Raw genomic sequence first — 12,901 nt, 5'->3', positions numbered from 1 at the left:
CCCAAGGCCGCATGACCGCCGCGCGGGTACGCTCGACGGTTGATGGACATCTCCGCGGGGGCCGGACTGGTCCTGCTGGCCGCCGGCGCGCTTGTGATCGCCGCGATCGCCAGGAGACGGGACCTTTCGGCCCCTCTGCTGCTGGTGATCGCCGGACTTGTGCTGTCCTACGTGCCGGGCGTGCCCGAGTACCGGCTCGACCCTGAGATCGTCCTGGTGGTCTTCCTGCCGCCGCTGCTCTACTCGGCGGCGCTGGACAGCTCGTACCTGCGCCTGCGCGACACCAAGCGGGCGGTGATCCTGCTCTCCGTGGGCCTGGTGCTGTTCAGCACCCTCGTGATCGGCATGGTCGCCCACGCGATGATCCCGGAACTGCCGCTCGCCGCGGCCTTCGCGCTCGGCGCGATCGTGGCGCCGCCGGACGCGGTCGCGGCGGTGGCCATCGGCCGCAGGCTCGGCCTCCCGCGCAGGCCGCTCACCATCCTGATCGGGGAGAGCCTGTTCAACGACGCGACCGCGCTCACCGCGTTCCGTGTCGCGGTCGGCGCGGTGGTCGGGACGGGCGTCGGGCTCGCCCAGGCGGGCGGGGAGTTCCTCTACGCCGCCGGGGTCGGCGTGGTCATCGGTCTCGCCATCGCGTACGCCGCCGGGCTGCTGCTGCGGAGGCTCACCGACGCGCTCGTCACGAACGGCATGTCCCTGCTGCTGCCGTACGGCGCGTTCCTGGCGGCGGAGTCCGCGCACGCCTCCGGCGTGATCGCCGTAGTGATCGTGGGGCTCTACCTCGGCCACCGGCTGAGCCACACGTCGTACGGCACGCGCCTGATCTCCGACGCGGTCTGGCAGGTGGCCGACTTCATCCTGGAGTCGATCGTCTTCATCCTCATCGGCCTCCAGCTCCGCCCGATCGTGCTCGGGTTGTCGGGCGAGCCCCCGGGCCGGGTCCTGATATACGCGCTGGTCCTGCTGCTGGTGACGGTGCTGGCACGGGTCGTCTGGATGGTCCCCTCGACGTATCTGCCCCGGATCCTTTCCAAGGAGATCAGGCGGCGTGAGCCCGTTCGGCCCCCGTGGCGGCATGTGGTCGTCCTGAGCTGGGCGGGGATGCGCGGCGTGGTCTCGCTCGCCGCCGCGTTCGCCCTGCCGCAGAACTTCCCCCAGCGCAACCTGCTGCTGTTCGTGACGTTCGTCATCGTGATCGGCACCCTGGTCGTGCAGGGATTGTCCTTCCCCTGGCTGATCAGGAAGCTGGGCGTGTCGAACGAACGTGAGCGCTACCAGGACGACCTCCAGGAGGCCGCCGCGCAGCAGGCCGCCGCCGACGCGGCGCTGGCCAGGCTGGACGAGATGGTCGCCGGCGGCGTGCTCGACGTCCACGAGGAGGTCATCGAGGTGCTGCGCGAACGTACCGAGCGCAATGCGCTGCACGCGTGGGAGCGGCTGGGCGGTGGCACCGGGCCGCAGGGGGAGGAGACACCCGCGTCGCTCTACCGCCGACTGCGCAGGGAGATGATCGACACAGAGCGGGGAGTGATCATCCGGCTCCGTGACGAGCGCCGCATCGACGACGAGGTGCTGCGCCGGATGATGCAGGAACTCGACTTCGAGGAGGCCACCCTGGTCCGCGACTGAGCGACCGCGTCCGGTCGGGCCCGCCAAGCCGGTCGATCGGATCCGGCCGGCGGATCAGGCGATCACATCACACGACCAGGCCACACGACCAGGCCACACGACCAGGCCACACGACCAGGTCAGCCGGTCACGTCAGGTGATCGACCGGTCCGGCGGATCAGGCCATCTCGTTGTCCAGGTAGCACCAGCGCCAGCTCTCGCCGGGCTGGAACGAGATGATGACCGGGTGCCCGGTCTCCCGGAAATGCGCGGTGGCGTGCCGCCCGGGGGAGGAGTCACAGCATCCGATGTGCCCGCACTCCAGGCACTTGCGCAGGTGGACCCAGTGGATCCCGAGAGCGAGGCACTCCGCGCACCCCTCCGGGGTCACCGCCGCCGGGTTGCCCGCGGCCTCCAGATGTTCACACATCATCATGGGATCGCCTGCCCTTCTCCCGATCTCTCCGGATCTCTCCGGGACGCCTCCGGGGCCGGAGGAGAACCCCGATCTCCGGGAATTCGCTGTCGACCCTGATGCCCGAGCCGCGCGAAAAACGCGCGTCCGCGCTCTTCAGCGTAGGCGCTGGGGTTCGCTGGAACAGGCTTGTCCGTTTCCGGCATTCCACCATAACTAAGGGGAAATATCGCAAAATATCCTGTGTTTCATGGATGGGCATGAACCGGACCCCCGTTTCACTCTGGCGAACGAACGGACGTTTCTCACCTGGCTCAGCACCTCCCTCGCGATGAGCGCGGGCGGGATCGCGATGGCGGCGGTGCCGGCGAACGTCTTCGTGGACTGGATCAAAACGCTGCTCGCCGTCGTGCTCGTGGTGCTGTCCGCGTTGACCGCGATCATGGCGTATCCCCGGTGGCGGCGCGTCCAGCAGGCGTTGCGCCGCCAGGACCCGCTTCCGCCGCCCGCGCTCGCCCCCTTGTTCGGGTACGGCGTGGCCGCGGTGGCGGTCATCGCCCTCGTGCTGATCCTGCTGGCGTGACACCTTCTGAGAGGGGCGTTCCTGAGATGGGTTCCGATATGCCCTTCGCGAGCTGGGACCCGGGGCTGCAGAGCGAGCGGACCCACCTGGCGTGGATCCGCACCGGCGCCGCCCTCTCCACACTCGCCCTCGTCGGAGCGGGCGTCACCGCACGGCACGGCATAGGCGGCGTCGCGCTGGCCGCCTTCGCCTTCGGCGCACTGTGCGGCGCGGTGCTCCTGGCCCGCGTCGGCCTCCGCTTCGAACGGCTCCAGCGAGCGCTGCACCTGGGGCTCCCGCTGAACGACATGACCGACGCGCTGCTCGCCTGGTGGGGCGTCATGGCCGTCGTGGCCGGTGCGGTGATCTTCGTCATCTCCGCTTGAACCGGCCCTGCGCCGCTCCGTGACGACGGCACACCGCCGGAATGAAGGGGGTCGTCGGAGGCGTCAGTCGGCTGCCATGGCGATGGTCGCGGCGACCTCCTCGTGGCGTTCGCCCGCCTCCTGGGCGAACCGCTCGGCGTCGATCTTGTCGGCGATCTCCTCGTCCTGTCTCATCAGTGCCTCAAGGCTCTGCCCCGCCATGTCGAGGACGCCCATGTCGGCGTAGGCCTGCTGCAGGCGCGGGCTCCACAGGCCGATGTCCTTGACGCAGGGCACGATCCGGCTGAACAGCAGCGAGCGGAACAGCTTCAGGTACTCCGACTGGTCGACGCACCGCATCGCCTCTTCGACGTCCTGCTTGGACAGGTCGAGGGCCTCCCACGTCTCGCGCCCGCGCAGGCGGTCGCGCATGAGGTAGCAGCCCTCGATGACGAAGTCCTCGCGCTCGCGCCGCTCGGCCTCCGACAGGTTCTTGTAGTAGTCGCGCAGCGCCATCCGGCCGAACGCCACGTGCCTGGCCTCGTCCTGCATCACGTACGCGAGGATCTGCTTGGGCAGCGGCTTGGTCGTGATGTCACGCATCACGCCGAACGCGGCCAGCGCCAGGCCCTCGATCAGCACCTGCATGCCGAGGTAGGGCATGTCCCAGCGGGAGTCGGTCAGCGTGCTGTCCAGCAGCGCCTTGAGGTGCTCGTTGATCGGGTACGCCAGCCCCACCTTCTCCTTGAGGAACCGGGCGTAGGTCTCGGCGTGCCGGGCCTCGTCCATCGTCTGGGTGGCGGCGTAGAACTTCGAGTCCAGGTCGGGCACCGACTCGACGATGCGGGCGGAGCAGATCATCGCTCCCTGCTCGCCGTGCAGGAACTGAGAGAACTGCCAGGCCGCACCGTGCAGGCGCACGTCCTGGCGCTGCTTTTCGTCCATCCGCTCCCACAAGGGCGTCCCGTAGATGGCGATCGTCTCGTCGGGAACGCCGAGAACGTTGTACGGGTCGACCTCGAGGTCCCAGTCGATGCGCTTGACCGAGTCCCACTGCTTGTCCTTGCCCTTCTGGTAAAGGGCGATCACCCGATCCCGGCCGTCGTCGTATTCCCAGGTAAAACGGGCGGAACCGGTCATCTCCACGTCCCATGTGGAGAGCTCGGCGGGGATGGTGTAAAGCTCGTGGGTCGACACGTTGACCTCCCGTCTACGTACACCGTACGTACGGTCACCGTGTCACGTACGCTGTACGTCGTCAATGGGGTGGAGGAGAATCGGTTCCATGTCGACCCTGAACCGGGCGAAGATCGTCGCCGCCGCAGTGGATCTCATCGAGCGCGAGGGCGCCGACGCGATCTCCATGCGCCGGATCGCCGCCGAGCTGGGTGTCGGGGTCATGTCGCTCTACAACCACGTGCCGAACAAGTCCGCCCTGCTGGACGGCGTGGCCGAGGCGGTGCTCTCGGGGATCGAGTTCACCGACGACCCGTCCGCCCACTGGACCGAGCGGGTCCGCATCCAGGCCCGGGCGTTCCGGCAGATCGCCCATGACTACCCGCGTTCCACGATGGTCGTGGTGAGCCGCCAGCTCCACTCCACCGCAGGGATGATCCCCGCCGAGCGCGCCCTGGCAACCCTGCGCGAGGCGGGCTTCAAGGGCGAGGAGGCGGTGCGGATGCTGCGCATGTTCATCGCCTACATCGTCGGCTCGCTGCTCCGCGAAGTCGGCGTGACGCCGACGTTCGCCCCTGTACGCCCCGACGTCCCGATGCCCGACGTCGATCCCGCACTGTTCCCCGAGCTCTGCGCGGGCGCTCCGGACCTCGCCGTCTGCGATCACGAGGCGGAGTTCGAGTTCGGGCTGGAGCTGCTCGTGCAGGCCATGGCCGTACGGCTCGGCGAGCGTGGGCTCACCGGCCACGAGCGGGGCCTGGAAACGTGACGGGAAACGTGACGGGAAACGTGACGGTGCAGGGGCCGGACGTAGGGGGAAGCGCCCGAGCCGCGGCCCCGGGCGCTTCCCAAGGAGTGGTCCCTTCCCCTGGTCACTCCTCGGTCTCAGAGGTTCCACCACGTTTCATGAGCTTCATGACGCGTCATGACGTTCGGAACGCTCAGTACCAGTTGTAGGACTGGAAATGGCCCCATGCCCCGCATGGCGAGCCGTACCGGGTCCTGATGTATCTCAGCCCCCATCTGATCTGGGTCAGCGGGTTGAACCGCCAGTCGAGGCCGGTCCCGCTCATCTTGTCGCCAGGCAACGCCTGCGGGATCCCGTAGGCTCCCGAACTCGGGTTCTCCGCCCGATGGTTCCAGCCGCTCTCCCTCGTCCACAGGCTGTCCAGGCACTGGAACTGGGTGCCCGGCCATGATCGCCGGGCCACGAGGCGGAAGGCGTACGCCTTGTTGAGAATCGCCGGTGCCGCCACGCTCACCTTGGGCTTGACGGCCTTGGCACGGGTCGTCCAGACGACGTCGTGCACTTTCGTTATCCCGCCGGCGGACGCCGCGTCCGCCTGCGTGGAGGCTGCTTCGGCGGTCTCCAACGCGGCCCTGTCGGCTGTCTGCCCGGTCTGCTCGGCGGTCTGCTCGGCGGTCTGCTCCGTGGCTCGCCCGGAGGTCTGCCCGGAGGTCTGTGCGGTGCTCGCGGCCGCGCCGCTTCCCGCGCTTCCGACCACCGAGACGGCGATGACCACGGCCGCGGCGTTGAGTATGAGAACTCTGTTGCTGTCCAATTCGGTCCTTGTCGTCGGGTCGCGTGCGGAGAGGGGGCGCACACGGGTGCGCCCGCCAGGCGGTCCAGCGCCCATGGCGTGGGCACGGCCGTCCGCTCGGCCTCACCGGATTCAACGTGCACTCCCGGGCAGGCGCCGCGACGGGTCCTTCAGCCGGATTGAAGTACGCCGCACCCGTCCGACCCGGTGAACTGCGACACGCTGAAGGGAGTTGTTTGCCGCTCGCCCGACGACTTCTGGAGCTCCCGAGAGGACCCGCTGGCCCGGCGCCGTCGCGGGCGGGGACGCCGGTTCCGAAGAGTTGGACGTGGCTTGGGGTTTGCCGCCCGTACCCCCTCTGACCAGCGCGTCCGCCACCCGTTCGACCTCGGCGTGACGTGTTGCGGACGGAATCATTACCGGCATCCGCCGCGTCTCGCCGAATGGTGTTCTGGGTAAAGTCGGCGCCATGAGCATTCTCGAGATTCCGGTGCGGACCCTGGACGGGACGGCGACTACCCTCGGAGACCTCCTCGGCGGCCGGGCGGCGCTGGTGGTCAACGTGGCGTCGAAGTGCGGGCTCACCCCGCAGTACGGCGGCCTCGTCCGCCTGCAGGACACCTACGGCGAGCGCGGCTTCACGGTCGTCGGCGTGCCGTGCAACCAGTTCATGGGCCAGGAGCCCGGCTCCGCGGAGGAGATCCAGGAGTTCTGCTCCACGACGTACGGCGTGGACTTCCCCCTCCTGGGGAAGACCGAGGTCAACGGCGACGGCAGGCACCCGCTCTATGCGTCGCTGACCGAGGCCCCCGACGCGGAGGGAGCCGCGGGCGACATCCAGTGGAACTTCGAGAAGTTCCTGGTGGACGGCGCGGGCGAGGTGGTCGCGCGGTTCCGCCCGCGCACCGAGCCCGAGGCGCCCGAGGTCGTCGCGGCGATCGAGAAGGTCGCCACCGGCTGAGCGGGATCCCCCGCCGGGCCGTCACCGGGGTTCTCAGGACTCCGGGCGGCCTGTCAGCGGGGCCTCCTGGGCCCGCAGCTGGCCCGGACGATGAGCTCGGACGGCAGCGTGACCGTGCGCGGCCTGCGCCCCTGTCGCAGGACCAGTTCCGCGGCGCGGTACCCGATGTCCTGCGCGGGCTGTGCGATCACCGTGAGCGGGGGAGAGCACAGCTCGGCCCAGGGCACGTCGTCGAACATGATCAGCGAGACGTCGCGGGGGACCCGTACGTCCAGCTCGCGGGCGGCCAGTACCGCCGCCTCGCCCAGGATGTTGCCGCCGGTGAGCACGGCGGTGACGTCCGGTCGGCGCTGCAGCAGGCCCGCCGCGGCGGCGTAGGCCGAGTCCCGGCTCGCCCGCGCGTGGGCGATGAGCTCGTCGTCCGCCGGCACGCCGAGCGCCTCGAGCGCGTCGATGAAGGCCGCCACGCGCTGTGACTGGCCGCGCCGGGCCAGGAAGGCGATCTTCCGGTGACCGAGGCCCGTCAGGTACTCCACCGCGGTGCGCACCCCGCCGCGGTCGTCGGCCAGCACGACGGGCACGTCCGCCACGTCCGCCACCTCCGGCTCGGCCCGCCGGCTCGCGAAGACGACGTTCACCCCGGAGCGCAGCACCGGCTCCCACGCGTCGCCGTCGCCGGACGGCACCGCGATGACCCGGTCCATGCTCTGCTCGATGAGCATGCCGATCAGCTCGCTCTCCCGCTCGGGGTCGTCGCCGGTCACGCCGATCGTGACCGGTTCGCCGTACGAGCGGGCGCAGGACAGCACGCCGTCGGCCAGCCGCGCGTAGAAGCTGTCGGTGATGTCGGGAACGAGCAGGCCGACGCCGCCGCTGCGCCGCCGGCGCAGGTTCCGGCCGAGCGCACTCGGGTGGTAGTCGAGCCGCGCGGCCGCCGCGAGCACCTTCTCCCTGGTCTCGGCGCTTGCCGAGCCGCCTGACAGCACGCGGGACACGGTTGCGACACCCACACCCGCCGCCTCCGCCACATCCTTGATCGTCGTACGACGCTGCCCCGCACCGTGCATGGAAACGATTCCAGCATTTTTCCACCGTAGCCGCCAGTCTCGGAACGATAACGAGCCCCGTGCGACAAGGGAAAAATGTTGACAGGTCCTGATCTGTCCGCTGTGATTCTTGAAAACGTATCCACTTCCGTGGTCATCCCCGGGAGAGGAAGCCCAGCCCGCATCGGGGGCACCCGGACTGCAGGACGGGGCGGAATCGTCAGGAAGCGATGAAGGACTGAGATGGCTTCTATCGTTCTGAACGGCGTCGACAAGATCTATGCGGGCGGCGTCAAGGCGGTGAACGGCCTGAACCTGGAGATCAGGGACGGCGAGTTCATGGTGCTGGTCGGCCCCTCCGGCTGTGGCAAGTCCACGGCCCTGCGCATGATCGCGGGCCTGGAGGACATCAGCGGCGGCGAGATCGTCATCGGCGACCAGGTGGTCAACCACCTGCCTCCGAAGGACCGCGACATCGCGATGGTGTTCCAGAACTACGCGCTCTACCCCCACATGACGGTCGAGGAGAACCTCGCCTTCGGCCTCAAGCTCCGCAAGATGCCCAAGGCCGAGATCGCCAAGCGGGTCAACGACGCCGCCAAGATGCTGGGCCTGGAGCAGTACCTCAAGCGCAAGCCGGCCGCGCTCTCCGGTGGTCAGCGCCAGCGTGTCGCCATGGGCCGCGCGATCGTCCGCGAGCCGCAGGCCTTCCTCATGGACGAGCCGCTGTCCAACCTGGACGCCAAGCTCCGCGTCTCGATGCGCGCCTCGCTGAACCAGCTTCACGAGCGTCTCGGCGTCACCACGGTCTACGTCACCCACGACCAGGTCGAGGCCATGACCCTCGGCGACCGCGTCTGCGTCCTGCGCGACGGCCTGCTCCAGCAGGTCGACACCCCGCAGAACCTGTTCGACAACCCGGTCAACCTGTTCGTCGCCGGCTTCATGGGCTCCCCGTCGATGAACTTCACCTACGCCGAGCTGGTCAAGGACGACAGCGGCGCGGCCGTCGCGTTCGCCGGATACCGGCTCCCCGTCCCGGACTCCACCTTCGCTGAGAAGCCGGGCCTCGACGGGTACATCGGCAAGAAGATCATCCTCGGGATCCGCCCGTCCGACTTCGAGGACGCGGTCTCCGCCAACGGCAACGCCTCCGGCTGGGCCCGCCTCGCGGTCCGCGTGAACGTGACCGAGGAGCTGGGCTCCGAGATCAACGTCCTGTTCACGATCGACGCCCCGCCGGTCGAGCACAAGGACACCGTGGCCGCGCAGAACGACGGTGACGAGGAGGAGGCGGCGGCCCTCCCGCTGGCCGGGGACAAGTCCCTGTGGACCGCCCGCGTCAACGCCCGCAGCCACGTCCGTCCCGGCCAGAACATCGACCTGGTCGTCGACACCCACAACCTGCACTTCTTCGACGTCGACTCCGGCCTGTCCATCGGACACGAGGCCAACGTCGGCCGCTGAGCCGTACGGCTCGCCTTCCCGGGGCCCTCGCCGCCTTCCCCCCTGCGGCGAGGGCCCTTCGACGTCCGCGTGGCCCTAGGTCGTGTCTGGCAAATCAAGCCCTGCTGCGCACGGCCCAGATGGCGCCTCGCTTCGTTGTCGACGTCGGCCGGAGGCTCCGCTCCGACCTCCTCCTCCGCCTCGCGATGCATCCATCTGGATCCGCGCTCGCGACGGGCAGCATTTGTCAGACACTCCCTCGGCTCACCAGGGCTGGTCGATCGGCACCCGGGTCGCCAGCCAGGGGAACACGACGTACCAGAGCAGGCCCGCCACGACGCCGATCAGCAGCAGGGAGACGGCCAGCCGGACCACGATGCCACCGGGCAGCCGTCGCCAGATGAATCCGTACATGTCAGCCCTCTCCTCGTTCAGGTGTGGCGCTTCTCACGGTCGGCGAGCACGCCGTGGACGATCAGGCGCTCACTGGCGGAATACTTCGGATTGCACGTGGTCATGGTGATCAGAGCCTGTTTCGGCCGCTCGCCCGGATGCCCCGGCACCGGTTCGATGACGTCCAGCCGGGTGGGGAGGACGACCTCCTTCTGGGTGACCCGGTAGGTGTACCGCGCCTCTCGGGTGTCCACCACGATGTCGTCACCTCGGCGCAATTCGCCAATACCGTTGAACGGCGCCAAATACGTTGTGCGGTGGCCAGAAACGACGAAATTTCCTATCTTGCCGGGCATTGCCGTGCCGGGATAGTGGCCGGGCCCCTCGCGCAACGCCTCGGCGTCCACGCCCTCGACTACGGCGAACTTGTAGTCGGCGCCCAGGCGGGGGATCCGCAGCAACGCGACGGCGCTGCCGAGTTTGATCGCCCCGAGACTCCTTTTCCCTTGCTTCTGGTGAATCTCCTGAATCTCCTGCTCGAACTGCTGCTGGAGGACACGTTGGTGTCGCTCGGTGTAGGAGCCGGTGCCCCAGAGCAGATACGCGCAGAGCATCAGCAAGACGATCCCGGCGGTGACGCCGAGCTCGCAGACGACGCGGAGCGCGGCCCTCACGGCGCGGTGGATTTCGGCTGGTCATGCACGCCTCGAGTATCGCCGGACCGATGCGGGGGAGGCGGTCCCGGTGACGGCGTTGGCCGATTCTTTAGTGACACGTCGCCGCGCGGACATTCGGGTGCGCATATCAGCGCAGACTCCTTCACGCGCGAGGAACGGCAGGCGGCAACCGACGTGAACCCGCTCGAAGACGGGCGAGACGATCCGCCAGTCTCCATGCGGCGATCGGACCCGCGGCACTGAAAGAGGGCGATCGTCAACAACGGGAGAACGGTCAGTGATCAGTCCGTAAGAACCACGCGCCCGATGGGGTACCTCTCGGCCGGGCGCATATAAAGCTTACGAGGCGAACATGTCGCTGACATTCCCGCCGAAATCGCCCATAGCGTGACCTATCATCATCGGGGAGTCCCAAATGGTACGAAGAAAAGCGATACCTATTTTGTTGTCGATGATGGCGGCAGGAGGGCTGGTTTTCGGGCCCGTGGCAGCGGCGACCGCCGAAGCCGCCCTGCCGGTGCCGGAAGGCGTCGTGATCGGGCAGCCGTATCCGCCGCTCCCTAACCTGCACGTCCAGCAGATCATCCGCCAGCACCAGTCGCAGAGTCACCGTCAGTCGCACCAGCAGCGACAGCACAGCAGGCAACGCAACACCAACAACAACACATCACACAGCTGGTCGAGCAGCGGCAGGGGCAACTGCAGCCCCAGCTGCGGGGGCTGCAGCGGCGGTTGCCAGGCCAAGGGCGAGCTGCCGATGACGGGCGCTCCCGTGGCGTTGATGGCCACCGCCGGCGGAGGACTGCTCGCCGTCGCCGCCGCCGGACTCGTCATCACCGCAAGGCGTCGTCGATCCTCCCATGTGGGGCGGTAGCCGTCGCAGGATGGCCCTCATCGGCCTGTCGATTCCAGCCGCCGGCCTCGTGCTGGCCGGTGGCTGGTCGGCACATCTCGGCCTGAGCGTGCGGGACCACCTCGAGGCCGCGAAGAACGCGTTGCTGCCGCTGAGCTCGGACGATCCCCGGCAGTTGGCGGGGCCGCTGGCGGAAGCGCGGCGGCACGCGGCCGAGGCCCGGCGGCTCACCAGCGGCCCCGACTGGTGGCTCCTCGCGCATGCCCCCTTCGTGGGAGACGCGGCGACCACCACGGCCGGGCTGGCCGAGGCCGCCGACGAACTCACCGATGTGCTCGGCGGGGTTTACCGTACGGCCACGCCGTTCATGACGGCGAACGCGGTCTCGATGAGCAACATCCGACAGTTGCTCGACGGTCTCGGCGCCGCGGCCCCGGTGCTGGACGACGGTGTCGCCCGCCTCGCCACGGTGCGGTCCCTCCTCGCCGCCACGCCCGCGGACACCGGCGTGGACCTGCTGGACCAGGCACGCGACACGGCGCTGCGCGAAATCGACCGGCTACACGGCCGGCTCGGCCAAGCGGCCGACGCCGCCGCGCTGCTGCCGCCGATGCTTGGGCACGACGGCCCCCGCCGCTATTTCCTCGCGTTCCAGACCAACGCCGAGGCGCGCGGAACGGGAGGCCTGGTCGGAGCGTTCGGCATCCTCAAAGCCGATCACGGCAAGCTCGGGATCGATCGGCTGTCGGCGGACAACGGTCTCGGTAGTCCCAGGCCCGTCGTCGATCACGGGGCGGCGTTCCAGGCTCGTTACGGGCCGAGCGCGACCTCGCTGCTTTCCGTTTCCAACCTCTCCCCGCATTTCCCGTACGCGGCCGCCACATGGGCCGGGCTCTGGGAACGGCGCTACGGCCGGCGGCTGGACGGCGCCATCGCCACCGACCCCGTCGGTCTCTCCTATCTGCTGGGGCTGATCGGTCCCGTCACCCTCCCCGACGGGGAGACAATCACCGCGGACAACGTCGTCGATCTCACCGAGCGTGCGGCCTACGCCCGATATCCGGACCCAATGGAACGCAAGAGGTTCCTCATCACGGTCGCCGGTGCCGTCAGCGACGCGGTCAGCCGATCCCTTCCCGAGCCCGCGCGGTTGTTGCCGGTCCTGTCCCGGCTCGTGGACGAGCGGAGGATCCAGATCTGGAGCCGCCACCTCGCCGAGGAGCAGCGGCTGGCGGCCACTCCGCTCGGTGGCGAGCTTCCGCGACGGCCAGGCCCCTTCGCCGGGCTGGTGGTCAACAATTCGGCGGGCGGCAAGCTCGACTACTACCTCCGGCGCTCCCTCTCCTACAGCCTGGACGCGTGCCGGGACGACGGGCTGCGCGCCACGACAGTGCGCGTCCGGCTCGGCAACGACGTGCCGCGCGGGGCGTTGCCCGACTATGTCACCGCCCGGCTCGACTCACCGGGGCGCCACCACGCCCCCGGCTCCAACCTGCTGTGGGTGTCGCTCTACGCCACGCAGGGTGCGAGGCTGAGCGGGGTGCGCCTCGACGGTCACAAGACCGCCGTCATCATCGAGGCGGAGCAATCCCATCCGGTCTACTCCACGTTGCTGGAGTTCGCCCCCAGGCAGTCGAGAACGCTGGAGTTCACGCTGCTGGAACCCGTCTCCGCCCAGCCGCCGGCGGCCCCGGTCCAGCCGCTCGTCCGTCCCCAGCACACCCGGATCACCGAAGACCACAGCGGTTGTCCGACATCGTCGTCGTGACGGGAGACAGTGCCGGAAAGAGTAAATCCCGGCGTGCCACGGAGGATGGCCCCGCGACGACGATCTACCGTCGCGTTCATGGAGGGT

14 protein-coding genes are annotated in these 12,901 nt (G+C 68.9%); 8 read left to right on the top strand and 6 right to left on the bottom strand.

The annotated features are described in order from the left end of the window. Positions 1 to 42 precede the first annotated feature (42 nt). Positions 43 to 1,632 carry a Na+/H+ antiporter gene (locus QSK17_RS05185; protein ID WP_285703262.1) on the top strand — a complete coding sequence of 530 codons (1,590 nt, stop codon included), beginning with the start codon at positions 43 to 45 and terminating at the stop codon, positions 1,630 to 1,632. 157 nt (positions 1,633 to 1,789) lie between these two features. On the opposite strand, the gene QSK17_RS05180 is transcribed toward QSK17_RS05185, so the two are convergent. Beyond that, positions 1,790 to 2,047, bottom strand: coding sequence for a UBP-type zinc finger domain-containing protein (locus QSK17_RS05180; RefSeq protein ID WP_285703228.1), 258 nt, complete (start codon positions 2,045 to 2,047; stop codon positions 1,790 to 1,792). Between the two features lie 229 nt (positions 2,048 to 2,276). Here QSK17_RS05180 and QSK17_RS05175 point away from each other — a divergent pair, with 229 nt between their 5' ends. Together QSK17_RS05175 and QSK17_RS05170 are read left to right on the top strand one after the other, a co-directional pair. Beyond that, positions 2,277 to 2,609, top strand: coding sequence for a YidH family protein (locus tag QSK17_RS05175; protein WP_285703227.1), 333 nt, complete (start codon positions 2,277 to 2,279; stop codon positions 2,607 to 2,609). A 38-nt stretch (positions 2,610 to 2,647) separates the two neighbouring features. Then, positions 2,648 to 2,974, top strand: a complete 327-nt coding sequence (locus QSK17_RS05170; RefSeq protein WP_285703226.1) for a DUF202 domain-containing protein — start codon at positions 2,648 to 2,650, stop codon at positions 2,972 to 2,974. A 63-nt stretch (positions 2,975 to 3,037) separates the two neighbouring features. Here QSK17_RS05170 and QSK17_RS05165 read toward each other — a convergent pair whose 3' ends face one another. Further along, positions 3,038 to 4,150: a ferritin-like domain-containing protein gene (locus tag QSK17_RS05165; RefSeq protein WP_285703225.1), complete on the bottom strand. Its 1,113-nt coding sequence runs from the start codon at positions 4,148 to 4,150 to the stop codon at positions 3,038 to 3,040. Positions 4,151 to 4,238: 88 nt separating this feature from the next. Between QSK17_RS05165 and QSK17_RS05160 the strand changes: the two genes are divergently transcribed. Next, positions 4,239 to 4,898: a TetR/AcrR family transcriptional regulator C-terminal domain-containing protein gene (locus tag QSK17_RS05160; RefSeq protein ID WP_285703224.1), complete on the top strand. Its 660-nt coding sequence runs from the start codon at positions 4,239 to 4,241 to the stop codon at positions 4,896 to 4,898. 172 nt (positions 4,899 to 5,070) lie between these two features. Here the strand turns inward: QSK17_RS05160 and QSK17_RS05155 are convergent, their stop codons facing one another. Next, a complete protein-coding gene (locus QSK17_RS05155) occupies positions 5,071 to 5,691 on the bottom strand; it encodes an aggregation-promoting factor C-terminal-like domain-containing protein (RefSeq protein ID WP_285703223.1) in 621 nt (206 codons plus the stop codon). A gap of 448 nt (positions 5,692 to 6,139) precedes the next feature. On the opposite strand from QSK17_RS05155, the gene QSK17_RS05150 reads away from it, so the two are divergent. After that, a complete protein-coding gene (locus tag QSK17_RS05150; RefSeq protein WP_285703222.1) occupies positions 6,140 to 6,631 on the top strand; it encodes a glutathione peroxidase in 492 nt (163 codons plus the stop codon). A gap of 53 nt (positions 6,632 to 6,684) precedes the next feature. On the opposite strand, the gene QSK17_RS05145 is transcribed toward QSK17_RS05150, so the two are convergent. Further along, positions 6,685 to 7,698: a LacI family DNA-binding transcriptional regulator gene (locus QSK17_RS05145; protein ID WP_285703221.1), complete on the bottom strand. Its 1,014-nt coding sequence runs from the start codon at positions 7,696 to 7,698 to the stop codon at positions 6,685 to 6,687. 222 nt (positions 7,699 to 7,920) lie between these two features. Here QSK17_RS05145 and QSK17_RS05140 point away from each other — a divergent pair, with 222 nt between their 5' ends. Next, positions 7,921 to 9,144, top strand: a complete 1,224-nt coding sequence (locus QSK17_RS05140; RefSeq protein ID WP_285703220.1) for an ABC transporter ATP-binding protein — start codon at positions 7,921 to 7,923, stop codon at positions 9,142 to 9,144. Between the two features lie 243 nt (positions 9,145 to 9,387). Here QSK17_RS05140 and QSK17_RS05135 read toward each other — a convergent pair whose 3' ends face one another. Both QSK17_RS05135 and QSK17_RS05130 read right to left on the bottom strand, forming a co-directional pair. Then, positions 9,388 to 9,537, bottom strand: coding sequence for a hypothetical protein (locus QSK17_RS05135; RefSeq protein ID WP_285703219.1), 150 nt, complete (start codon positions 9,535 to 9,537; stop codon positions 9,388 to 9,390). Positions 9,538 to 9,554: 17 nt separating this feature from the next. After that, positions 9,555 to 10,190 (bottom strand): class E sortase, encoded by a 636-nt coding sequence (locus QSK17_RS05130; protein ID WP_285703218.1) that lies wholly within the window; start codon positions 10,188 to 10,190, stop codon positions 9,555 to 9,557. Between the two features lie 454 nt (positions 10,191 to 10,644). Between QSK17_RS05130 and QSK17_RS05125 the strand changes: the two genes are divergently transcribed. Both QSK17_RS05125 and QSK17_RS05120 read left to right on the top strand, forming a co-directional pair. Beyond that, positions 10,645 to 11,067, top strand: coding sequence for an LPXTG cell wall anchor domain-containing protein (locus tag QSK17_RS05125; protein WP_285703217.1), 423 nt, complete (start codon positions 10,645 to 10,647; stop codon positions 11,065 to 11,067). Between the two features lie 10 nt (positions 11,068 to 11,077). After that, a complete protein-coding gene (locus tag QSK17_RS05120; RefSeq protein WP_285703216.1) occupies positions 11,078 to 12,814 on the top strand; it encodes a DUF4012 domain-containing protein in 1,737 nt (578 codons plus the stop codon). The last annotated feature ends 87 nt before the right edge of the window (positions 12,815 to 12,901 follow it).

Origin of the sequence: Microtetraspora sp. NBRC 16547 (assembly GCF_030268965.1) — a bacterium.
In the GTDB taxonomy this organism is placed as follows: Bacteria; Actinomycetota; Actinomycetes; order Streptosporangiales; family Streptosporangiaceae; genus Microtetraspora.
This window is presented reverse-complemented; position numbering and strand designations above follow the sequence as displayed.